Source organism: Bradyrhizobium sp. CCBAU 51753, assembly GCF_015291565.1.
In the GTDB taxonomy this organism is placed as follows: Bacteria; Pseudomonadota; Alphaproteobacteria; order Rhizobiales; family Xanthobacteraceae; genus Bradyrhizobium; species Bradyrhizobium ivorense.
Window position 1 is genome coordinate 85,998 of sequence record NZ_CP030037.1, and the last position, 22,130, is coordinate 108,127.

Sequence of the window (22,130 nt, forward strand, 5' to 3'; positions counted from 1 at the left end):
TCGCCCCGGAATGACGGCTCTCTCCACACCGATGACCTCCAGCCCATCGCTCCCTATATTGGCGCCTGATCCGAATCAGGCTGCCAATGCGCGTTTTCAGCGTTCCACTCTCCGTCCCGTTCCTGCGCACCGTCATCGCCGCACTGGTCGATGGCCGGCTGGTCGCGGGATTTGAGGCGCGCAAGGATCCCGCCAAGCTCGCCAACGCCACGCTCTATCTGCCGACCCGCCGTGCCGGCCGGCTGGCGCGCGAAATCTTCCTCGACGTGCTCGACACCGACGCCGCGGTGCTGCCGCGCATCGTCGCGCTCGGCGACATCGATGAGGACGAGCTCGCCTTCGCCGATCAATCCGACGAGGTCGGCGGCGCCGCGCCGCTGGAGATTCCGCCAAAGCTCGGCGAGCTCGAGCGCCGCCTGACCCTGGCGCATCTGGTCGCGGCCTGGGCGAAGACGCCGGTGTCGTCGCCGCTGGTGGTCGGCGGCCCGGCCTCGACCTTGCAGCTCGCCGGCGACCTCGCGCGGCTGATGGACGACATAGTGACGCGCGGCGTCGATTGGCGCGAGCTCGACCGCCTGGTGCCCGACCAGCTCGACAGATACTGGCAGCACTCGCTGGAATTTTTGCGCATCGCGCGCGACGCCTGGCCGAACTATCTCAAGGAGATCGGCAAGATCGAGCCGGCGGCGCGCCGCGATTTCCTGATCGAGGCGGAAGCGGCACGACTGGCGAAGCATCGCGCCGGCCCGGTGATCGCCGCGGGCTCGACTGGCTCGATGCCGGCCACCGCCAAGTTCCTGCATGCGGTGGCGAAGCTGTCGAACGGCGCGGTGGTGCTGCCGGGGCTCGACACCGATCTCGACGAGGAGTCCTGGAACACGATCGGCGGCGAACGCGGTGACGACGGCAGGTTTACGACCCCGCCGTCATCGAACCATCCGCAATTCGCGATGCACATGCTGCTCGACCGCTTCGGCATCAGGCGCCGCGACGTCGAGAGTCTTGCCGCGCCGGCGCCGCTCGGCCGCGAGGTGCTGGTATCGGAGACGATGCGCCCCTCGACCGCGACCGCGCAATGGCACGACCGGCTGGAACGGCCGGAAATCGTCGCGCGGATTTCCGCCGGGATGACCAACCTTGCGGTGGTCGAGGCGCCCAACCCGGAGATGGAGGCGCTGGCGATTGCGGTGGCGATGCGCGAGGCGCGGCATCTCGGCAAATCCGCCGCACTGGTGACGCCGGACCGCGCGCTGGCGCGCCGCGTGATGGCCTCGCTGACGCGCTGGCAGCTCGAGTTCGACGATTCCGGCGGCGACGCGCTGATGGAGACGCCGGCCGGCGCGTTCGCCCGCCTTGCCGCGGAGGCCGCCGCGCGAGGACTGGAGCCGCCGACGCTGCTGGCGCTGCTGAAGCATCCGCTGTTCCGGCTCGGCGGCGCGCATGGCGCGCTCAGGCGCGCGATCGAGGTGCTGGAGCTCGCGCTGCTGCGCGGCACCCGGCCACAGCCGGGAACGGGCGGCCTGGCACGCGACTTCGCGCGCTTCCGTGCCGAGCTGACAAAGCTCAACAGCGGCGAGACCTCCTCGCTGCACAAGGCCGAACAGCGCGCGCGACTGCGCGACAGCGATCTCGACCGGGCCCAGCATCTGATCGCAAGGCTGCAGGCGGCGCTGGCGCCGCTCGAGGGCATGGCATCCTCGAGGCCCTACGATTTTGCCGAGCTGGCAATTCGGCACCGCGAGGCGCTGATTGCGCTGTCGAGTGATCAGCACAGCGTCGCCGCCGTGTTCGAGGAGCGCGCCGGCGCGTCGCTGGCCTCGGCATTCGACGAGCTGCTGGCAAAGGGGCAGCCGAGTGGACTATCGACGCCGCTCGCCGATTATCCCGAGGTGTTCCAGACCGCGTTCGCCGACCGCATGGTGCGGCGGCCGGAATCGGCGCGATCGCAGCTCAACATCTTCGGCCAGCTCGAGGCGCGTCTCACCGAATCCGATCGCATCATTCTCGGCGGCCTGGTCGAAGGCGTCTGGCCGCCGGCGCCGCGGATCGATCCCTGGCTGAGCCGGCCGATGCGGCACGAGCTCGGGCTCGATCTTCCGGAGCGGCGCATCGGCCTCTCGGCGCACGACTTCGCGCAATTGCTCGGGCATGACGAGGTGATCCTGACCCACGCCGCCAAGGTCGGCGGCGCGCCGGCGGTCGCCTCGCGCTTCCTGCATCGGCTGGAGGCGGTGGCGGGCGAAATGCGCTGGAAGGCGGCGAAAGCGGCCGGCGACACTTACGTGCAATACGCCGCCGAACTCGACCGGCCCGACAAGGTCGAGCCGATCCCCCAGCCGGAACCGCGTCCGCCGCGCGAGGCGCGGCCGCTGAAGATGTCGGTCACCGCGATCGAGGACTGGCTGCGCGATCCCTACACGATCTATGCGCGCTACATCCTGCGGCTCGATCCGCTCGATCCCGTCGACATGCCGCTGTCGGCGGCCGATCGCGGCTCGGCGATCCACGAGGCGCTCGGCGAGTTCACGCAGAAATATGCCGACGCGCTGCCTGACGACGTCAAGAGCACGCTGCGCGAGATCGGCGGCAAATTCTTCGCGCCGCTGATGGAGCGACCCGAGGCCCGCGCGCTGTGGTGGCCGCGCTTCCAGCGCATCGCGGCGTGGTTCGCCGAATGGGAGCAGGCACGGCGCGGCAATATTGCCGGCATCAACGCCGAGATCCGCGGCGAGATCGGCATTCCCCTCGACAATGCCCGGACCTTCATCCTCTCGGCGCGCGCCGACCGGATCGAGCGGCGGCATGACGGCAGCTTTGCGATCCTCGACTACAAGACCGGCCAGCCGCCGACCGGAAAGCAGGTACGGATGGGCCTGTCGCCGCAGCTCACGCTGGAGGCCGCGATCCTGCGCGAGGGCGGCTTTGCCGAGATCCCGGCCGACTCCTCGGTCGGCGAACTGGTCTATGTCCGGCTGAGCGGCAACAATCCGCCCGGCGAGCAGCGCTCGCTGGAGCTGAAGATCCGCAACGAGACGCCACAGCCGCCGGACGAAGCCGCCGACAGCGCGCGGCTCAAGCTCGAGGCTTTGATCCGCGCTTTCGACAATGAGGAGCAGGCCTACACCTCGCTGAACCTGTCGATGTGGGCGAACCGCTACGGCGCCTATGACGATCTCGCCCGCATCAAGGAATGGTCCGCCGCCGGCGGCCTGGGGATCGAGGAATGGTGAAGGCTCCCCGCCCGATTCCGCCGGCAGTGCGCGATGCGCAGGCCCGCGCCTCCGATCCGAAGGCGTCAACCTTCGTGTCGGCCAATGCCGGCTCGGGCAAGACCCACGTTTTGGTCCAGCGCGTGATCCGCCTGTTGCTGTCAGGCGTGCCGCCGGAAAAGATCCTCTGCATCACCTTCACCAAGGCTGCCGCGGCGAACATGGCCGAGCGCGTCTTCACCACGCTCGGACACTGGGTGACGCTCGACGACGCCGCGCTCGACGACGCAATCCGCGAGGCCGGTATCGCGCATCCCTCCCCCAAGCTGCGAAGAGAGGCGCGAAAACTGTTCGCCTGCGCACTGGAGACGCCGGGCGGGTTGAAGGTGCAGACCATCCACGCGCTGTGCACGCGGCTGCTGCAGCAGTTTCCGTTCGAGGCCAACGTGCCGGCGCGCTTCGCCGTGCTCGACGACCGCGACCAGACCGAGATGATGGAGCGCGCCAATCTGGCAGTGTTCCTCGAGGCCTCCCGCAATCCGGATAGTCCGATCGGCCGCGCGCTGATGACGGCGATGGCCAGCGCTGCCGACGTCACCTTCAAGGACGTGGTCCGCGAGGCCTGCCTCAGCCGCGACCACTTCATGGCCTGGACTGACACCGCCGGCAGCGCGGCAGCCGCCGCCGCGCAGATGTCGGCTGCGCTCGGCGTGTCTGCCGACGACCGCATCGAGGATGTCGAGCGCGAGATCGTCGATGGGCCCTATCTCAAGAGGTCCGGCTGGGAGGAGATCGCCACCGTTCTCGATACCGGCAGCAAGTCCGACCAGGACCAGGCGGCGCGGCTGCGCGAGGCGCTGGCGTTCACCGGCGCCGCGCAGGTCGATGCGTATCTTGCCGTGTTCCTGACCGAGACCGAGCGCGCACCGCGCAAGTCGGTGGTGACGAAAAAATTCGCCGACAACAACCCGGTGATCGGCCGGATGTTCGAGGCCGAGACCCGCCGTGTCCTGCCGCTGATCGAGCGCCGCCGCGCCGTGGTCACCCGTGACCGCACCGAGGCATTGATCCATATCGCGACCGCCGCGGCGGCGAATTACCGCCGCGAGAAGCTGGAGCGCGGCCTGCTCGACTACGACGATTTGATCGACAAGACGCTGGCGATGCTCGACCGCGTCTCCTCCGGCTGGGTGCATTACAAGCTCGACCGCGGCGTCGATCACGTGCTGATCGACGAGGCGCAGGACACCAGCCCGCGGCAATGGGACATCGTCGCGCACATCATCTCGGAATTCACCTCCGGCGCCGGCGCGCGCGACGGCCTGGTGCGCACCGTGTTCGCGGTCGGCGACGAGAAGCAGTCGATCTTCTCGTTCCAGGGCGCCGCGCCGCGCGAATTCGACCTGCGCCGGCGCGAGCTGAAGCAGCGGTTCGAGGACGCCGGGCTGAAATTCGATCCGGTGTCGTTCACCTACTCGTTCCGCTCCGGACCGGTGATCCTGCACTCGGTCGACCACGTCTTCCGCGACGAAGAGATCTACCGCAGCATCCATGCGGTCGAGAACGGCTACCCGCTCCACAATGCGATGGCCGATGCCGGCCCGAGCCTGATCGAGCTCTGGGATCTTGCGAAGGCCGACGAGCGCGAGGACATCGAGGGCTGGCGCGCGCCGTTCGACGGCGTCGCGCTGACCAGCCCCGAGGTGAAGCTCGCCAGACGCATCCAGGCCGAGATCAAGCGCCTGGTCGAGAGCGGCACCATGACCGGCAGCGCAGGCGCGCGGCGCCCATTGCGCTATGGCGACATGCTGATCCTGGTGCGGCGGCGCGGCAATGCCTTCGATGCGGTGATCCAGGCGCTCAAGCACGCCGGCATCCCGGTGGCCGGCGCCGACCGGCTGAAGCTGACCGAGCACATCGCGATCATCGATTTGATGAACCTCGCCGACGCACTGCTGCTGCCGCAGGACGATCTCGCGCTCGCGGTGGCGCTGAAGAGCCCGCTGTTCGGCCTTAACGACGACGATCTGTTCAAGCTCGCGTATAATCGGCGCGGCTCGCTGCGCGAGGCGCTGGCCGCGCAGGCGCCGAGCGACGAACGCTTCGCCGCCGTGCTGCATCGCCTCGAGCAATGCGAGCGCCGCTTCATCCAGGAAACGCCGTTCGCGTTCTATGCCTGGCTGCTCGGCGGCGACGGCGGCCGCGCGCGCATCCTGCGCCGGCTCGGCCACGAAGCCAACGACGCGCTCGACGAATTCCTCGAGCTTGCGCTCGGCTATGAGCGCAAGGCGCCGGCTTCGCTGCAGGGTTTTGTCGCCTGGCTGCGCGCCGCCGATACCGAGGTGAAGCGCGACATGGAGATTTCGCGCGACGAGGTGCGCGTCATGACCGTGCACGGCGCCAAGGGCCTGGAGGCCTCAGTGGTGTTCCTGGTCGACACCACGACCTCGCCGTCGGACACGCAGCGGCTGCGGCTGATCCATCTGCCGCAGGGCAACGCCGCGCCGCATGCGCCCGGCGTCGTGGTGTGGGCCGGCAAGAAGGCGGAAGATCCGCCCGGCGTCGCTGACGCGCGCAAGGCGATGCTCGGCGATACCGAGGACGAGTATCGCCGCCTGCTCTATGTCGCGATGACGCGCGCGGCCGATCGGCTGATTGTCGGCGGCTGCATGCCCGGCAACATGAACTCGGTGCGGAAATCCTCCTGGTACGATCTGATCACCAAGGGGCTCGCCAATGCCGGGCTCAAGCTCGAGGAGCTGGAGACGCCGGCCGGCAAGGTGATGCGCTACTCACGGCCGGATGACGTGACCGACGTCGCCGGTGCAGCGGCGGCGCCGGCCGCGGTGCCGATCGAGTTGCCGTCCTGGCTGCGTGCGCCGGCCGCGCCGGAGCCATCCGCGGCGGGTGTGCTGCGTCCCTCCGATCCCGGCGCCGACGAGGGCACCCATGTGCGGACCGGCGATTCGGTCCTGCTGCGCGCCCGCGCCCTGCAGCGCGGCACGCTGGTGCACCGCCTGCTGCAGTCGCTGCCCGATGTCGCCGCCGAGCGGCGCCGTGACGCCGCCCTCGCCTATCTCGCGCGCAATGCCGATGGCTGGAGCGAAGAGGAGCGCGCGGCGCTCGCCCAACAGGTGCTCGCCTTGATCGTGGACCTGCGCTTTGCGCCGGTGTTCGGGCCGGGCAGCCGCGCCGAGGTCTCGATCGTTGGGCGGCTCGAGCGGCCGGGCCAGCCCAAGGTGCTGGTCTCCGGCCAGATCGACCGCCTGGTGGTGACGCCGAACGACGTCCTGATCGTCGATTTCAAGACCAACCACGCCCCACCCAAAACCGCCGCCGAGGCCCCCAAGGGCTACATCCGGCAACTCGCGCTGTACCGCGCGATCCTGACCAAGCTTTATCCCCAGCGGCTCGTCCACGCCGCCCTGCTCTGGACCGAAACCGCTGAAATCATGGAGATTTCCGCCCCCGCGCTGGACGCGGCCCTGGCATAAGTCATGTCGGCGTGACCAAAGCTTGACCCGGCAAGGGGGCGTTCATAGGTTTCCCCCATGCTCCCGGGCGCGATTCTTCGTCGCGCCCTTTCTCAACCGAACGAGGTACTGCAATGGCCGTTGGCAAGGTTTCTGACGCCGATTTCGAAGCCGAAGTGCTCAAGGCGACCGGGCCGGTGGTCGTCGACTTCTGGGCCGAATGGTGCGGCCCTTGCCGCATGATCGCACCCGCGCTTGACGAGATTTCCGGCGCGATGGGCGACAAGGTCAAGATCGTGAAGCTCAACGTCGACGAGAGCCCGGTGACCGCGTCGAAATACGGCGTGATGTCGATCCCGACCTTGATGATCTTCAAGGGCGGCGAGATGGCCTCGCGTCAGGTCGGCGCCGCGCCGAAGGCGAAGCTGCAGCAGTGGATTTCCGCTGCGGTCTGATCCAGCTTTCACCCGATTAGAATATTTTCGAGCAACGGCCGGCGGATTCGCCGGCCGTTTGCGTTGGGATGAGGTGTATTGCGTTCAGAAGGTCCCAGCGCTTGCCGTCTCCCCACCGGAAGTCCGCCTCCCGCTCCTCGCAGCTTGTCGCGATGGAGGCGCGTTCGGTCGACGCCATTCCGCGCGGCAAGGAGTGGCAGTACGAACCAAAGTGGGATGGCTTCCGTTGCCTCTTGAAACGTGAGGGCGGCAAGGTCGATCTGCGCTCGAAGTCGGGCGAGGATCTCGGCCGCTATTTTCCGGAGCTGGTCGCCGCGGCGCTGGGCGTCAAGGCGAGCTCATTCGTGCTCGATGGCGAGATCGTGGTGCCGCACGGCCGGACGTTTTCGTTCGACGATCTGCTGCAGCGAATCCACCCCGCGGCAAGCCGGGTGACCAGGCTTGCGCAGGAGACGCCGGCGCTGTTTCTGGTGTTCGATCTGCTGGCGTCGCCAACCAGGAAGAAGCTTGCGGAACTGCCGTTGAGCGCGCGTCGCCCCGAGCTCGAGGCGTTCGCCAAGTCGCAGCTGAAATCCAGTGCCAGCTTTCGGCTGTCGCCGGTCACGACAAGCTATGCGGTCGCAAGGAAATGGCTGGCGCGGTCGGGCGGCGGCTTTGACGGCGTGATCGCCAAGCGCGTCGACCTGCCCTATCAGGCCGGCAATCGCGACGGCATGCAGAAGATCAAGAAATTCAGAAGCGCCGACTGCGTGGTCGGCGGCTTTCGCTACGCCACCAACAGGATCGGCGGCCGAAACGTCGTCGGCTCATTGCTGCTCGGCCTCTATGACGACGACGGCCTGCTGCACCATGTCGGCTTCAGCTCGGCGATCAAGCAGCAGGAGAAGCCCCAGCTGACCGACAGGCTGGAGCCGCTGATCGAAAGGCCCGGCTTCACCGGCAATGCGCCGGGCGGCCCGAGCCGATGGTCGACCGAGCGTTCGGCGGAGTGGTGCCCGCTGCGGCCGAAGCTCGTGGTCGAAGTCTGCTACGACCATTTCAGCGGCGACCGCTTTCGCCACGGCACCTCGATCCTGCGCTGGCGCCCGGACAAGGCGCCGAAGCAATGCACGTTCGAGCAGCTGAAGCAGAAGGCCGCCGATCCGATGAAGCTGCTGAAGGCGTAGCCTCGTGGCTCGGATGGAGCGAAGCAGGCCTGGGCGCTCGCGTGACCCATTGTCCCGATCCGGATTTTGAATTCGTCATGGCCGGGCTTGACCCGGCCATCCATCCGCTTCGAAAGAAGCGCTTTTTTGCGAAGATTGATGGACACGCGGGTCAAGCCCGCGTGTGACGAGCGTTGCATGCGGATGGCCGTTACCTGATCCACCCCGTCGCCAGCGCCGATGCGAGTTCGGCTTCGCCGTTCTGCCGCGCCAGCGCCGCCATCGTTTCGTGGTCGTACGGGATATGGCGGAAGGTCACGTCCCAGGCACCATCGACCTGTTCGAGAATGGCGTAGCGCGCATCGGGCGAACCGGCTTCGACGACATGCGGGTGCGGCTTGCCGGCGCGATAGCTGGGCGAGCCCACGGCGCCGGGATTAACGATCAAGCGGCCGTCGCGCAGCCGCACCGCGCGGGCGGTGTGGGTATGCGCACACAGAATCAGCGATTGCGTCAGGCCGGCGGCCCTCGCCTCGATCGCTTCCAGCGAGGACATCACCACCTCGCCACCCGGCAGCACGGTGTCGAGCCAGTAGGTCTCGTCATCCTGGGGCGTCGCATGACAGAGGAAAACCCGGTCGCGATAGATCGCGGTCGCAGGCAGCGTGCGCAGCCAGTCGAAATGCCGCGGCTCGAGTTGCGTGCATGTGCGCCGCTCCCACGAGCCCATCTTCTCGTGCGGCCGGTCGATCAGGTAGCGGTCGTGATTGCCGAGCAGATGGACCGTGTCGAGCTGCATCAACATGTCGATGGTCGGCCGCGCATCGAGCGGCCCGCTCACCATGTCGCCGAGATCGACGATGTCGGAAATGCCCTGGGCGCGAATGTCCGACAGCACGGCTTCGAGCGCGAGGTGATTGCCGTGGATGTCGGCGATGGCCGCGAAACGCATCGTCTCTCTTAGTCCTTTGTAGCCCGGACGGAGCGAAGCGTAATCCGGGGTCTGCGTCCGCGGATGGTGCCGTCCCGGATTGCGCTTCGCTCCATCCGGGCTACGGCACCTACGGCAACATCATGCAGGCGGCGTGCCGTTGGCGGCAAGCACCGGGCCGGCGAGATAGAGCGAGCCGGTGATCAGGATGCGCGGCGGGATCTCGTAGGCCAGCATGGCGAGGCGCCGCAGCGCGGCGTCGACACCGGGCGCGGTCTCGACGCGCATGCCGAACACGCGTGCCGCATCGGCCAGCCGGTCTGGCGGCATGCCGTTGTCGCGGCCTGGCACCGGCACCGCGATGATATGGCGGGTCAGCCCGGCAAAGTTGGCGAGGAAGGCATTGGCATCCTTGTTGGCCATCATGCCCGCGATCACGACCAGCGGCCGCGACACCCGCTCCTCGAGATCGCCGAGCGCCGCCGCCGCGACGCGGCCGCCTTCCGCATTGTGCCCGCCGTCGAGCCAGATCTCGCAGCCCTGCGGGCCTTGGCTGACCAGCGCACCTGAAGTCAGCCGCTGCATCCGCGCCGGCCATTCCGCGTTGACGATGCCGGCCTCGTAGGCGGACATGGTGAGCTTGAACGCGTCGATCGCGCGCAAGGTCGCGATCGCAAGGCCGGCATTGTCGAACTGGTGCCGGCCGAACAGCTTTGGCGCCGCGAGATCGAGCAGGCCGCGCTCGTCCTGATAGACCAGCCGGCCGCGCTCGATGCCGACATGCCATTGCTGGCCGGCCGCATGCAGCGGCGCGCGCATCCGGCTCGCCTGCGCCTCGACCACGGCCATCGCTTCCGGCGCCTGCTCGGCCGAGATCACCGGCACCTTGCGCTTGATGATCGCGGCCTTCTCGCCGGCGATCGCAGTCAGATTGTCGCCGAGGAATTCCATGTGGTCCATGCTGACCGGCGCGATCACCGAGGCGAGCGGCGTCTCGACCACGTTGGTCGAATCGAGCCGGCCGCCGAGGCCGACCTCGAGCAACGCAACGTCAGCCGGATGCTTGGCGAAGAGGCAGAATGCGACCGCGGTTTCCATTTCGAAGATGGTGACGGGGTTGCCGGCGTTGACGCGCTCGCAATGCTCCAACGTTTCGCGCAGCTCGTCGTCGCCGACCAGCCTGCCGCCGCCGGGCGCGCCGAGCCGGTAGCATTCGTTGATCCGCACCAGATAGGGCGAGGTGAAGACGTGCACCTTGAGGCCGGCGGCCTCCAGGATCGCGCGCAGATAGGCGATGGTCGAGCCCTTGCCGTTGGTGCCGGCGACATGGATCACCGGCGGCAGCTTGCGCTCGGGATGATCGAGCCGCTGCATCAGGTCGCGCATGCGATCCAGGCTGAGATCGATGCGCTTGGGATGCAGCGCCGAGATCCGCGCGAGCAACGCCTCGAGCGAGGGTTGTGATGGGGCGGCGCTTGCGGTCACGCGTGCGGCGCGGCCGGCACCGTCTCCGGCGCCGTGACGATCTGGGCCGGCTCGGTGACGGCGGCAGCGGGCTTCGCAGCGGTCTCGGGTGCCGGCGATTTGGTCAGCAGGCGGCACAGTCGCGCCAGCGTCGCCTTCATCTCGTGGCGGTGCACGACCATGTCGACCATGCCGTGCTCGCGCAGATATTCAGCGCGCTGGAAACCGTCCGGAAGCTTTTCACGAATGGTCTGCTCGATCACGCGCGCGCCGGCAAAGCCGATCAGCGCGCCGGGCTCGGCGATCTGGATGTCGCCGAGCATCGCGTAGGAAGCGGTGACGCCGCCGGTGGTCGGATTGGTCAGCACCACGATGTAGGGCTGCCGCGCCTCGCGCAACATCTGCACGCCGACGGTGGTGCGCGGCATCTGCATCAGCGACAAAATGCCTTCCTGCATCCGCGCGCCGCCGGATGCGGCGAACACGATGAAGGGCGACCTCTTCTCGACCGCAAGCTCGAGCCCGCGCACGATCGCTTCACCCGCGGCCATGCCGAGCGAGCCGCCCATGAAGTCGAAATCCTGCACCGCGACCACGGCGGCGGCGCCTTCGAGCTTGCCGTAGCCGACCTTGATCGCATCGTTCAGCCCGGTCTTGGCGCGGGCATCCTTGATGCGGTCGACATATTTGCGCTCATCGCGGAATTTCAGCGGGTCGGGCGTGACCTCGGGCAGCGCGACGTCGAACCAGGTCTCATTGTCGAAGATCGACTTCAGCCGTGCCACCGCGCCCATGCGCATGTGGTAGTTCGAGCCGGGGATCACGAACTGGTTGGCCTCGACGTCCTTGTAGAACACCAGCTGCCCGGAATCCGGGCACTTGATCCAGAGGTTTTCCGGCGTCTCGCGGCGCAGGATGTTGCGGATCTTCGGCCGGACGACGTTGGTGAGCCAATTCATGGTTCGCTCCGAAATGCGGGTCGGTTCCGCATGAAGTGAGTATATGGCGGGCCGGGCCAAGCCCGGCAAGCCGCCGCCCGCGGCCTTGTCGCCGCAAATTGTGGCTTATTCGGCCGCCTGCTTGGCGCCCCGGACCCCCTGGGCCAGCGCGGCCGCGAGGTCGGCGACCGCCGTCACGGTCCTGGCCGTCGCCCGGCCCTCGGCATCGAGGCTGCCCTTCAAGGCGTCGACCAGCGCGGTGCCGACCACCGAGCCGTCGGCGCTCTCGGCGATCGCGCGCGCGACTTCCGGCGTCCGGATGCCGAAGCCGACACAGACCGGCAGCGCGGTGTGCCGCTTGATGCGGCCCACGGCCGCGCCAACCACCTTCGAATCGGCCGCAGCGCTGCCGGTGATGCCGGTGACGGCGACGTAGTAGACGAAGCCCGAGGTGTTGGCGAGCACGGCCGGCAGCCGCTTGTCGTCGGTGGTCGGCGTCGCCAGGCGGATGAAGTTCAAGCCGGCCTTCATCGCGGGGATGCAGAGCTCGGTGTCTTCCTCCGGCGGCAGGTCGACGATGATCAGGCCGTCGACGCCGGCGGCCTTGGCATCGGCCAGGAAGGTGTCGACGCCGTAGATGTAGATCGGATTGTAGTACCCCATCAGCACGATAGGCGTGGTGTCGTCGTCCTTGCGGAAGCCGCGCACCATCTCCAGCGTCTTGCGCAGCGTCATGCCGCCTTTCAGCGCGCGCAGGCCTGCGGCCTGGATCGACGGGCCGTCGGCCATCGGATCGGTGAAGGGCATGCCGATCTCGAGGACATCGGCGCCGGCCTTCGGCAGCGCCTTGATGATCTCGAGCGAGGTCTTTTCGTCGGGATCGCCGGCCATCACGAAGGTGACGAAGGCCGAGCGGCCCTGCTGCTTGAGCTCGGCGAACTTGGCGTCGATACGGGTGGTCATGGTGTTGCCGTCGCTGTGCTATACCTCTCCCCTCCGGGGAAGAGGTCGGCTGCGCAGCAGCCGGGTGAGGGGGATGGAGCGGTTCAAGGCAAGAGCGCGAAGCCTCCGCGCATCGCAGACGAGCGCCGAAGCAAAGCTTTGGCAGGCGCTGCGCAATCGAAGGCTGGCGCGATGGAAATTCCGTCGCCAGCACCCGATTGACCGATATATCGTTGACTTCGTCACGCTTGATGGGAAGCTGATCGTCGAAGTCGACGGCGCGACCCATTCGACCACTTCGGAGATGAAGCGTGACAAGGTGAGGACGGACGTCCTCGAGGCCTGCGGCTTTCTCGTCGTTCGGGTCACAAATACCGACGTATATGAAAATCTCGAGGGTGTGCTCGAGATGATCGAAACATCGCTTCGGTTCGAATGAGCGGAAAGACCCCTCACCCGGCTGCTGCGCAGCCGACCTCTCCCCGACGGGGAGAGGTAAGGAAAGCGCGCCCAGCCTCTCACTTCTTCCTGCCCTTCAAGATGTCGCCGACCTGCGGCACGTCCTTGTCGCCGCGGCCGGAGAGGTTGACCACCATCAGGTGATCCTTCGGCCGCTGCGGCGCGAGCTCCGACAATTTGGCGATGGCGTGCGCGGATTCCAGCGCGGGGATGATGCCCTCGAGCCGCGACAGCAGCTGGAACGCGGCCAGCGCCTCCTCGTCGGTCGCCGAGAGATATTTGACGCGGCCGGTCTCATGCAGCCAGGCGTGCTCGGGGCCGATGCCGGGATAATCGAGGCCGGCCGAGATCGAATGCGCTTCCTCGATCTGGCCGTCGGCGTCCATCAACAGATAGGTGCGGTTGCCGTGCAGCACGCCGGGGCGGCCGCCGGCAAGCGAGGCGGCGTGCAGCTGGGTCAGCCCATGGCCGGCCGCCTCGACGCCAAAGATCTCGACCGAGGGATCATCGAGGAACGGATGAAACAGGCCCATCGCATTGGAGCCGCCGCCGATGCAGGCGACCAGCGAGTCCGGCAGGCGGCCCTCGGCCTCCTGCATCTGCCGACGGGTCTCCTCGCCGATCACCGACTGGAAGTCGCGCACCATCATCGGATAGGGATGCGGACCGGCGACCGTGCCGATGCAGTAGAACGTGTTGTGCACGTTGGTGACCCAATCGCGCAGCGCGTCGTTCATCGCGTCCTTCAACGTGCGCGCGCCGGACTGCACCGGGATCACCTTGGCGCCCAGCATCTCCATGCGGATCACGTTCGGCTGCTGCCGCTCGACGTCGACCGCGCCCATATAGACCACGCATTCGAGCCCGAAGCGGGCGCACAGCGTCGCGGTCGCCACGCCGTGCTGGCCGGCGCCAGTCTCGGCAATGATCCGCTGCTTGCCCATGCGGCGCGCGACCATGATCTGGCCGAGCACATTGTTGACCTTGTGCGAGCCGGTGTGGTTGAGCTCCTCGCGCTTCAGATAGATCTTGGCGCCGCCGAGATGCGCGGTGAGGCGCTCGGCGAAATACAGCGGCGAGGGCCGGCCGACATAGTCCTTCAGATAGCCGTTCATCTCGGCCTGGAACGACGGATCGGCCTTGGCCTCGGCATAGGCCTTTTCCAGATCGAGGATCAGCGGCATCAGCGTTTCCGCAACGAAGCGTCCGCCGAAAATGCCGAAATGCCCGCGCTCGTCGGGGCCGCTGCGGAAGGAGTTGGGCAGGTTTTGATTCATCGAACCGTCAGTTCTTGAGTTGCGCGCGGCGCTCTATCTACTCCCTCGCCCCGCTCTTGCGGGGAGAGGGTTGGGGTGAGGGGTATCTCCACTTGCGCGATCGTCATGGCAAGGCCCCTCACCCGCCCGCGCGTTGCGCGGTCGACCTCTCCCCGTAAACGGGGAGAGGTGAAGAAGGGTCGGTTGCGCGCGCGGCGCGGATGAAGGCGCGGATCAGCTCGGGATCCTTGACGCCGGGCGTGCGCTCGACGCCCGACGAGACATCGACGCCGCCGGCGCGGGTGACGCGGACGGCCTCGGCGACGTTGCCGGCGTTGAGCCCGCCGGAGACCATGTAGGGCAGCGCGAGATCGAGATTTTCCAGGACGTGCCAATCGAACGGCGCCCCCAGGCCGCCCGGCCGCGTGGCATCCTTGGGCGCGCGGGCATCGAACAGGATGCGGTCGGCGACGCCGGCATAGCCTGGCAGGGCGGCGAGGTCGGCGGCGGTCTCGACCGGCAGTGCCTTCATCAGCGGCAGCGCGAACTTCTGCTTGATGTCGCGCAGCCGCGCCGTCGTCTCCTTGCCGTGCAGCTGCAGGATATCCGGCCGCAGCGTCTCGACGATGTTCTCCAAGGTCGCGTCATCGGCATCGACGGTCAGCGCGACTTTGACGGCGCGGCCCTCGGCGTGGCTGCCGAGCTCGCGCGCCGCCTCGAGGCTGATATGCCGCGGCGACGGGGGAAAGAACACGAACCCGACCATGTCGGCGCCGGCCTCAAGCGCGACGTCGAGCGTCTCGCGCGTGGACAGGCCGCAGATTTTGACGAGCAGGGACATGGTCTCTCAAACGGGTTTTCGGGCGCCGGGACCCGGGCGCAGCCCAGTCCGACGGGGCGGGTATTACAACGTCGCGCCCTGCTTGTCTCGCCCGGCAGGCCCGTAAAAGCCGAGCTGGGCCGCCGCGGGGCGGCGCGGCGCCTCGTCCCGGGAGGCGGCCGCCCTGAGGCTGGCAAGTTCGGCGCGGATCTGGCGGGCGTCGGCCTCGTGCTGCCGCGCGGCGCGACGCCAGCGGCCCTGCCGGAACCAGGTCGTCATGCCGCCCGCGATCACGCCGAGGATGGCGGAGACGATGATCACGACGAACAGCGGCAGCGTGACCGCAACCGTCGGCGTCGTGGCATTGAAGGGATCAAACGACACCGTCACCCAATGACGATTGGCGACCGCGAAGATGATAAAAATCAATCCGAGCGGAATGACCACCACTGCCGTGAAGAACTTTCGCATGACCATCTCTCATAGCGATGGAGAACGCGCGGGCGCGCGGCCCGCAACACGGCAACGCCTGACGTCGTGCGTTACGCGTCGGCCTTTGGCGCATCCACTCTGGATGCATCGGTCTCGCCGCTCTCGCGATTGAGACGTTCGCGCATTTCCTTGCCGGTCTTGAAGAACGGCACGCTCTTTTGATCGACCGGCACATGCTCGCCGGTGCGTGGATTGCGGCCGGCGCGAGCCGGGCGATGCTTCACCGAGAATGCGCCGAAACCGCGCAGCTCGACACGGTCTCCCCGCGCCAGCGCAGCGACGATCTCATCAAGAATCGCATTCACAATGTTCTCGACATCCCGCTGATAGAGATGCGGGTTGTGCTCGGCGATACGCTGAACAAGTTCGGATTTGATCATCGAAAATGGGATCCGGGCTCTTGCGGAAACCCATTTCCGTGAAAATACCGTGCACTGTCAAGACGCTAAATCGATTTAGAGCGCCGTGAATTTGCGTGACAAATAGCCCGATTGGGGCATCCAATGACTCCCGCAAAGCGGGAATAGCTGCAAAGCTACGCGTTGGGCAACCAGTCAGTTGGTTCCTCAGTTGGTTCCTGGGGCCCACAGCGCCAGCATGCCGTCGAGCCCGAACCGATCGACCGCCTGCACCACGCCGCCCTGCTCGATTCGCTGGGCAATGGCGCCCAGACCGAACGCATCGAGGGTAATAGATGCCGCAGTGCGCAAGAATGTCAGGTCGCCGAACCGCGGATTGAGCCTGTAGTTGCGCACCGGCAGCTCGCTCTTGATCTTCTTCTCCGCAACCAGCCAGGCGACCGCAGTCCGCTCGTCGCCGAGCTGATCGATCAGCTTGAGATCGACCGCCTGCCGGCCGGTGAAGACGCGGCCATCCGCGACTTGCTCCAGCAGGGCGTCATCCATACCGCGCCGCTGCTTCACCAATCCACGGAACCATGCATAGGAGTCCTTCACCAGGCCATCGATCGCGGCGCGCGCTTCGGGGCTGGTCGGCTCAAAACCGTTGGGCGCAGCCTTCAGCGGCGAGGATTTGATTTCTTCCATCTTCACGCCGACCGTCTTCAGCAGCTCCGAAACGTTCGGAAACTGGAACAGCACGCCGATCGATCCGACCAGCGAGGTTTGCTGGGCGACGATGTGATCGGCCGCGATTGCCGTGATGTAGCCGCCCGAGGCGGCGAGACCGTCGACGACGATCACCAGCGGCTTCTTGGCCTTCAGCCGCATCAGCGAATCGTAGAGCTGCTCGGAGCCCGCAGTGGTGCCGCCGGGCGAATTGATGTGGACGATGACGGCTTCGTAGTTCGACTTCTCGAGCCGCTCCAGCGCCTCGACGCGCGCCTGGTCGCTGCGGATCAGTCCCTCGATCGTGACCCGCGCAATCGAGCCCGACACGCCGCCCCCGACCGATGCGAGCAGGCCCGCGCCGACGATGGCCACGATCGCAACGACCGCGGCGGCGACGCGCCAGAACGTCAGCTTGCGCCTGATGCGGCGGCGATCGACGATCACGTCTGAATCCAGCGACATCGAATTTCTCCAAAAATGTCCCGCGCGTTTTGCGGCCGCAGCGTCACCATAAGCTTAGCCGAATACATCAATTGCGGCGCAATATGAAGAAAACAAGGCCCCTATCTATGGCCCGGATGGAGCGAAGCGCAATCCGGAAAAGTCTCGCCGCGGCGGCAGGGACCCCGGATTGCGCGGAGTCTGTCATCGGGCGCGCGTTCGCGCGACCCGTTGGCTGCATCCAGGTTACACGGCTGCCAAAATGTCGAAAAACAACCCCATGCAAAGTAGCTCGCGGTCGCCGGCGCGGCAGCTTGACGCGTCGGGCAAATCATTGGTATTATTCCATTATTCCGAAGTTGCGCAGGCATCCACCTCCCCTTGAAAAGGGGAGGTGGCTTTGCTCGCAAGAGCAAAGCGGGTGGGGATCTGCTCTCTCAGCAGGAGCGGAGCGCGCGGCTGACCCCCATCCCGACCTTCCGCCTTTCGGGGGGAAGGAGAAGACAATTGCGCCACGCTGCATCCGGGCTAAATAGCTACGCAAACAAAAAGCCCCGGCTTTCGCCGGGGCTTTGATCGCGTCTGTTGGACGAAACGCTTACTTGTCGGTGCCGCGGTTCTTCAGCGCGGTGCCGAGGATGTCGCCGAGCGTCGCACCCGAATCGGAGGAGCCGTACTGCGCGATGGCTTCCTTCTCTTCGGCAACTTCCAGCGCCTTGATCGAGACCTGCACCTTGCGGGCCTTCTTGTCGAACTGGATGACGCGGGCATCGACCTTCTCGCCGACGGCAAAGCGTTCGGCGCGCTGGTCGTTGCGATCGCGGGCCAGCTCGGACCGCTTGATGAAGGTGGTGAACTCGGTGCCGGAAATCCGCACCTCGATGCCGCTCTCCTTCACCTCGAGCACTTCGCAGGTCACGACCGCGCCCTTCTTGACGTCGCCCGGCTCCGCGAAGGGGTCGCCTTCGAGCTGCTTGACGCCGAGCGAGATGCGCTCCTTCTCGACATCGACATCGAGCACCACGGCCTTGACCATGTCGCCCTTCTTGAAGTTGTCGATGACCTGCTCGCCCGGAAGCTTCCAGTCGAGGTCGGAGAGATGGACCATGCCGTCGACGTCGCCCTCGAGACCCAGGAACAGACCGAACTCGGTCTTGTTCTTGACCTCGCCCTCGACCACCGAACCGACCGGGAACTTCTCGACGAAGACTTCCCAGGGATTGCGCATGGTCTGCTTGAGGCCGAGCGAGATGCGGCGCTTGACCGAATCCACTTCGAGCACCTGCACTTCGACTTCCTGCGAGGTCGAAACGATCTTGCCGGGGTGCATGTTCTTCTTGGTCCACGACATCTCGGAGACGTGGATCAGGCCTTCGATGCCCGGCTCGAGCTCGACGAACGCGCCGTAGTCGGTGATGTTGGTGACGCGGCCGGTGAAGCGGGCACCCAGCGGGTACTTGGCTTCGATGCCCTGCCACGGATCATCCAGCAGCTGCTTCATGCCGAGCGAGATGCGGTGCGTCTCGTGGTTGATCTTGATGATCTTGACCTTCACCGTCTGGCCGATGGTCAGCACCTCGGTCGGGTGGTTGACGCGGCGCCAGGCGATATCGGTGACGTGCAGCAGGCCGTCGATGCCGCCGAGATCAACGAACGCACCGTAATCGGTGATGTTCTTGACCACGCCGTCGATCACCTGACCCTCTTCGAGGTTCTGCACCAGCTCCTGGCGCTGCTCGGCGCGGGTCTCTTCGAGAACCGTGCGGCGCGACACCACGATGTTGCCGCGGCGGCGGTCCATCTTGAGGATCTGGAACGGCTGCGAGTTGTTCATCAGCGGCGCAACGTCGCGGATCGGACGGATGTCGACCTGCGAGCGCGGCAGGAACGCCACGGCACCGTCGAGGTCGACGGTGAAGCCGCCCTTAACCTGGTTGAAGATGACGCCGTTGACCTTTTCGTTGTTCTGGAACGCCTTCTCGAGCTTGCCCCAGCTCTCCTCGCGGCGCGCCTTGTCGCGCGACAGCACGGCTTCGCCGAGCGCATTCTCGATACGGTCGAGGAACACCTCGACGGTGTCGCCGACTTTCAGATCGCTTTCACGGCCGGGGCCGGCGAATTCGCGCAGCGCGACGCGGCCCTCAGTCTTCAGGCCGACGTCGATGACGGCCATGTCCTTCTCAATTGCAACAACCTTGCCCTTGATGACCGAGCTTTCCTGCAAATTGCCGCCAGCAAAGGACTCATCAAGCATCGCCGCGAAATCGTCGCGGGTCGGATTATAGGAAGACGCAGAATTCGAAGCCATTTGTTCTCCAGATGCGGAATTTCGCCGGCCGTTCGGGTTAATGGGCGCACCGCGCATACAGTGTCAGGGTTCCGCAAACCCCGACGGCCGCTCGTTGCGGGAGGCGCAACAGCGGGCCGGCAGTCAACTGCACGTTCGGTACGTTCTGAATGATCCGGCGCCTGAAACGAATATCGACTTCAAGACCTGGGAGCGGGCGTTCCTCCAGATGCGGCGAGGGCTCAAACCCATCGCCGGCCCGCTTCAGACACGGCCTCGACATGGTCGATGGTGGTCCGGACGGCGCTGATATAGCCCCGAGGCACCTTTTCGGCAAGCAGAAACGGCCGGTTTACGGGCGATTAAGGCTGCTGAGCGCCCCGGCCAGCCCTACTGCAACATCTTGTTGACCGCGCTGGCAGAAATGCCCCGCGGAGGCGCGGCGGCGGAACCTGGCCTTAAGCCGGTCCAAGACACCATCCCTGCATTAAAAACAGGGAGCGAATTCAATGAAGAGCTTTGTGGTGCTGGCGGCGATTGCCATCGTGACGCTTGGAAATGCATTTGCAGCGATGCCGGCCGCGGTTTCAGCCGAACATGGCGCATCGGTTCAGGCGGCACAGCCGATCCTGAGCATGGCCGACCAGGAACTGCCGTTCGACCGCTACTGGTCGAAGAACTGATCCACCCGACCGTTCGGATCTCGAGCGCGATGACGCCGTCATCGCGCTGTTTTCTGTTCGAACGGACCTTCAGCGCTTGGCGCGCGCCGCTTCGACGATGGCGATGGCGGCGCGGACGCCGGCCTCGATGTCGAGGTTGGAATTGTCCAGCGTGTGTGCGTCCGCCGCGGGCCGCAGCGGCGCAATCGCCCGGTTCTGGTCGCGCTCGTCGCGTTTGATGATGTCGGCGAGCACCGCCTCCTCGTCGGCGTCTTCGCCGCGGCCGCGGGCCTCCAGCGTGCGCCGCCGGGCGCGGACCCTGGGATCGGCTACCACGAAGATCTTCACGTCGGCGTTCGGGCAGATCACAGTGCCGATGTCGCGGCCATCAAGCACCGCGCCGGGCGGATCGGCGGCGAACTGGCGCTGGAAATTCACCAGCACCTCGCGGACCTTCGGGATCGCCGACACCACCGAGGCGGCATCGCCGACCCGCTGGGTCTTCAGCGCCGGGTTGCCGAACTTTTCGGGGTCGAGCTCGAGCGCCGCGGCCACCGCCAGCACCTCATTGGTGAGGTCGGCGCCGGCTTCCAGCATGGCATAGGCGACCGCGCGGTAGATCACCCCGGTGTCGAGATGGCGGTAGCCATAGTGATGGGCGAGCCGCTTGCCGAGCGTGCCTTTGCCCGAGGCGGCGGGTCCGTCGATAGCGATAATCATGCGAAGTCTGCTCCGAGCGAGCGCATCATCGGAATGAAATCCGGAAAACTGGTGGCGATGAAGGCGGTGTCGTCGACCTTGACCGGGCGATCGGCGGCGCAGCCCATCACCAGCGCCGACATCGCGATGCGATGGTCCATGTGGGTCGCGACCAGGCCGCCGCCGGGCACATGGCCGCGGCCCTCGACGATCAGGTCGTCGCCGGACACCTCGACCTTGACGCCGTTGACGCGCAGCATCGCCGCGGTGGCTTCGAGCCGGTCGGATTCCTTGACGCGCAATTCCTGCAGGCCGCGCATGATCGTTGTGCCCTCGGCAAAACTCGCGGCCACCGCCAGCACCAGATATTCGTCGATCATCGACGGCGCGCGCTCCGGTGGCACCTCGACGCCTTTCAGCTTCGAGGCGCGCACGCGCAGCTGCGCCATCGGCTCGCCGGCATCGCCACGCACCTCGCTCTCCTCGATCGAGGCGCCCATCTCGCGCAGCGTCGTGAACAGGCCGGTGCGCAGCGGATTGGTCATCACGTCGAAGAACACGACGTCGGAGCCGCCGACGATCAGCGCCGCCACGATCGGGAATGCGGCCGAGGACGGATCGGCCGGCACCACGACATTGGCGCCGCGCAGCTCGGGCTCGCCGGTCAGCGTGATCCTGCGGCCGTGACTGCCCTCCGGCTCCGAGGTGATGTCGGCGCCAAAATGCTTCAGCATCAACTCGGTATGGTCGCGGCTCGCCTCCTGCTCGATCACCGTGGTGACGCCGGGGGCCGACAGCCCCGCCAGCAGCACTGCAGACTTGATCTGGGCCGAGGCGACCGGCGTCTTGTAGACGATCGGCACCGGATAGCGGGCGCCATGCAGGGTGAGCGGCAGCCGGCCGCCCTCCCTGATGTCGCTGGTCCGCGCGCCCATCAGTTCCAGCGGATCGAGGATCCGGCGCATCGGGCGGGAGCGCAGCGAGGCATCGCCGTCGAACACGGCCGCCACCGGGCAGCCCGCCACCGCGCCCATCACCAGCCGGCAGCCGGTGCCGGAATTGCCGAAGTCGAGCGGCGCGGCCGGTTGGGCAAAGCCGCCGACCCCGACGCCGTTGACCGTCCAGGCAAACGGCGCGGTCCGCTCGACCCGGGCGCCCAGCGCCCGCATCGATTTGGCGGTGTTGAGCACGTCCTCACCTTCCAGCAGGCCGGAAATGCGGGTTTCGCCGACCGAAAGCGCCCCCAGGATCAGCGCGCGGTGAGAAATCGATTTATCGCCGGGAACGCGGACTTTGCCGGCCAAAGGGCCGCTTGCGCGGGCTTCCAGCGGGGTTTGGGTGTCAGATTGAGCCAAGATTGTGTCCTCTCGCGCCGCGGCAGGTATCA

At 66.6% G+C, this 22,130-nt stretch carries 18 protein-coding genes; 6 read left to right on the top strand and 12 right to left on the bottom strand.

The genetic code is table 11. From position 1 onward, the window contains the following. Positions 1-86 precede the first annotated feature (86 nt). From addB to XH93_RS00380, 4 genes are all read left to right on the top strand, one after another. Positions 87-3,230 (top strand): double-strand break repair protein AddB, encoded by a 3,144-nt coding sequence (gene addB / locus XH93_RS00365; protein WP_194471965.1) that lies wholly within the window; start codon positions 87-89, stop codon positions 3,228-3,230. Further along, on the top strand, positions 3,224-6,703 hold the full coding sequence (gene addA / locus XH93_RS00370; RefSeq protein WP_194471966.1) for a double-strand break repair helicase AddA: 3,480 nt from the start codon (positions 3,224-3,226) through the stop codon (positions 6,701-6,703). The genes addB and addA overlap by 7 nt, the downstream gene beginning before the upstream one ends. Positions 6,704-6,816: 113 nt before the next feature. After that, on the top strand, positions 6,817-7,137 hold the full coding sequence (gene trxA / locus XH93_RS00375) for a thioredoxin (protein WP_139479381.1): 321 nt from the start codon (positions 6,817-6,819) through the stop codon (positions 7,135-7,137). Positions 7,138-7,289: 152 nt separating this feature from the next. After that, positions 7,290-8,303, top strand: a complete 1,014-nt coding sequence (locus tag XH93_RS00380) for an ATP-dependent DNA ligase (RefSeq protein WP_194471967.1) — start codon at positions 7,290-7,292, stop codon at positions 8,301-8,303. A gap of 190 nt (positions 8,304-8,493) precedes the next feature. On the opposite strand, the gene XH93_RS00385 is transcribed toward XH93_RS00380, so the two are convergent. The 4 genes from XH93_RS00385 to trpA form a co-directional block, all read right to left on the bottom strand. Continuing rightward, positions 8,494-9,234, bottom strand: coding sequence for a metallophosphoesterase (locus XH93_RS00385; protein WP_194471968.1), 741 nt, complete (start codon positions 9,232-9,234; stop codon positions 8,494-8,496). Between the two features lie 120 nt (positions 9,235-9,354). Then, on the bottom strand, positions 9,355-10,599 hold the full coding sequence (locus XH93_RS00390; RefSeq protein ID WP_371815145.1) for a folylpolyglutamate synthase/dihydrofolate synthase family protein: 1,245 nt from the start codon (positions 10,597-10,599) through the stop codon (positions 9,355-9,357). Between the two features lie 95 nt (positions 10,600-10,694). After that, positions 10,695-11,636, bottom strand: a complete 942-nt coding sequence (gene accD, locus XH93_RS00395) for an acetyl-CoA carboxylase, carboxyltransferase subunit beta (protein ID WP_194471970.1) — start codon at positions 11,634-11,636, stop codon at positions 10,695-10,697. A gap of 105 nt (positions 11,637-11,741) precedes the next feature. Then, positions 11,742-12,578 (bottom strand): tryptophan synthase subunit alpha, encoded by an 837-nt coding sequence (gene trpA, locus XH93_RS00400; protein WP_194471971.1) that lies wholly within the window; start codon positions 12,576-12,578, stop codon positions 11,742-11,744. 73 nt (positions 12,579-12,651) lie between these two features. Between trpA and XH93_RS00405 the strand changes: the two genes are divergently transcribed. Beyond that, positions 12,652-12,996 (top strand): endonuclease domain-containing protein, encoded by a 345-nt coding sequence (locus XH93_RS00405; protein ID WP_194471972.1) that lies wholly within the window; start codon positions 12,652-12,654, stop codon positions 12,994-12,996. A gap of 79 nt (positions 12,997-13,075) precedes the next feature. On the opposite strand, the gene trpB is transcribed toward XH93_RS00405, so the two are convergent. The 6 genes from trpB to rpsA all read right to left on the bottom strand — a co-directional run bounded on the left by trpB (position 13,076) and on the right by rpsA (position 19,403). Beyond that, on the bottom strand, positions 13,076-14,293 hold the full coding sequence (trpB, locus tag XH93_RS00410; RefSeq protein ID WP_139479386.1) for a tryptophan synthase subunit beta: 1,218 nt from the start codon (positions 14,291-14,293) through the stop codon (positions 13,076-13,078). A 118-nt stretch (positions 14,294-14,411) separates the two neighbouring features. Beyond that, a complete protein-coding gene (locus tag XH93_RS00415) occupies positions 14,412-15,113 on the bottom strand; it encodes a phosphoribosylanthranilate isomerase (protein WP_194471973.1) in 702 nt (233 codons plus the stop codon). A gap of 63 nt (positions 15,114-15,176) precedes the next feature. Further along, positions 15,177-15,563 (bottom strand): lipopolysaccharide assembly LapA domain-containing protein, encoded by a 387-nt coding sequence (locus tag XH93_RS00420; protein WP_194471974.1) that lies wholly within the window; start codon positions 15,561-15,563, stop codon positions 15,177-15,179. Positions 15,564-15,634: 71 nt separating this feature from the next. Then, positions 15,635-15,964, bottom strand: a complete 330-nt coding sequence (locus XH93_RS00425) for an integration host factor subunit beta (RefSeq protein WP_139479389.1) — start codon at positions 15,962-15,964, stop codon at positions 15,635-15,637. Between the two features lie 186 nt (positions 15,965-16,150). Then, entirely contained in the window at positions 16,151-17,116 is a 966-nt protein-coding gene (gene sppA, locus XH93_RS00430) for a signal peptide peptidase SppA (RefSeq protein ID WP_194471975.1), read from the bottom strand. 577 nt (positions 17,117-17,693) lie between these two features. Further along, on the bottom strand, positions 17,694-19,403 hold the full coding sequence (gene rpsA / locus XH93_RS00435) for a 30S ribosomal protein S1 (protein WP_139479391.1): 1,710 nt from the start codon (positions 19,401-19,403) through the stop codon (positions 17,694-17,696). A 488-nt stretch (positions 19,404-19,891) separates the two neighbouring features. On the opposite strand from rpsA, the gene XH93_RS00440 reads away from it, so the two are divergent. Further along, positions 19,892-20,065, top strand: a complete 174-nt coding sequence (locus XH93_RS00440) for a hypothetical protein (protein WP_194471976.1) — start codon at positions 19,892-19,894, stop codon at positions 20,063-20,065. Positions 20,066-20,134: 69 nt separating this feature from the next. Here the strand turns inward: XH93_RS00440 and cmk are convergent, their stop codons facing one another. Beyond that, a complete protein-coding gene (cmk, locus tag XH93_RS00445; protein ID WP_194471977.1) occupies positions 20,135-20,764 on the bottom strand; it encodes a (d)CMP kinase in 630 nt (209 codons plus the stop codon). Further along, on the bottom strand, positions 20,761-22,098 hold the full coding sequence (gene aroA / locus XH93_RS00450) for a 3-phosphoshikimate 1-carboxyvinyltransferase (protein ID WP_194471978.1): 1,338 nt from the start codon (positions 22,096-22,098) through the stop codon (positions 20,761-20,763). The genes cmk and aroA overlap by 4 nt, the downstream gene beginning before the upstream one ends. Positions 22,099-22,130 lie beyond the last annotated feature (32 nt).

Coding starts and splice junctions, on each gene's coding strand:
- XH93_RS00385 (WP_194471968.1), bottom strand. CDS start 9,234: ATGCGTTTCGCGGCCATCGCCGACATCCACGGCAATCACCTCGCGCTC.
- addB (WP_194471965.1), top strand. CDS start 87: ATGCGCGTTTTCAGCGTTCCACTCTCCGTCCCGTTCCTGCGCACCGTC.
- trpB (WP_139479386.1), bottom strand. CDS start 14,293: ATGAATCAAAACCTGCCCAACTCCTTCCGCAGCGGCCCCGACGAGCGC.
- XH93_RS00380 (WP_194471967.1), top strand. CDS start 7,290: ATGGAGGCGCGTTCGGTCGACGCCATTCCGCGCGGCAAGGAGTGGCAG.
- XH93_RS00390 (WP_371815145.1), bottom strand. CDS start 10,599: ATGCGCGACCTGATGCAGCGGCTCGATCATCCCGAGCGCAAGCTGCCG.
- trpA (WP_194471971.1), bottom strand. CDS start 12,578: ATGACCACCCGTATCGACGCCAAGTTCGCCGAGCTCAAGCAGCAGGGC.
- trxA (WP_139479381.1), top strand. CDS start 6,817: ATGGCCGTTGGCAAGGTTTCTGACGCCGATTTCGAAGCCGAAGTGCTC.
- accD (WP_194471970.1), bottom strand. CDS start 11,636: ATGAATTGGCTCACCAACGTCGTCCGGCCGAAGATCCGCAACATCCTG.
- cmk (WP_194471977.1), bottom strand. CDS start 20,764: ATGATTATCGCTATCGACGGACCCGCCGCCTCGGGCAAAGGCACGCTC.
- addA (WP_194471966.1), top strand. CDS start 3,224: ATGGTGAAGGCTCCCCGCCCGATTCCGCCGGCAGTGCGCGATGCGCAG.
- XH93_RS00440 (WP_194471976.1), top strand. CDS start 19,892: ATGAAGAGCTTTGTGGTGCTGGCGGCGATTGCCATCGTGACGCTTGGA.
- sppA (WP_194471975.1), bottom strand. CDS start 17,116: ATGTCGCTGGATTCAGACGTGATCGTCGATCGCCGCCGCATCAGGCGC.
- XH93_RS00415 (WP_194471973.1), bottom strand. CDS start 15,113: ATGTCCCTGCTCGTCAAAATCTGCGGCCTGTCCACGCGCGAGACGCTC.
- XH93_RS00425 (WP_139479389.1), bottom strand. CDS start 15,964: ATGATCAAATCCGAACTTGTTCAGCGTATCGCCGAGCACAACCCGCAT.
- XH93_RS00420 (WP_194471974.1), bottom strand. CDS start 15,563: ATGCGAAAGTTCTTCACGGCAGTGGTGGTCATTCCGCTCGGATTGATT.
- XH93_RS00405 (WP_194471972.1), top strand. CDS start 12,652: ATGGAGCGGTTCAAGGCAAGAGCGCGAAGCCTCCGCGCATCGCAGACG.
- rpsA (WP_139479391.1), bottom strand. CDS start 19,403: ATGGCTTCGAATTCTGCGTCTTCCTATAATCCGACCCGCGACGATTTC.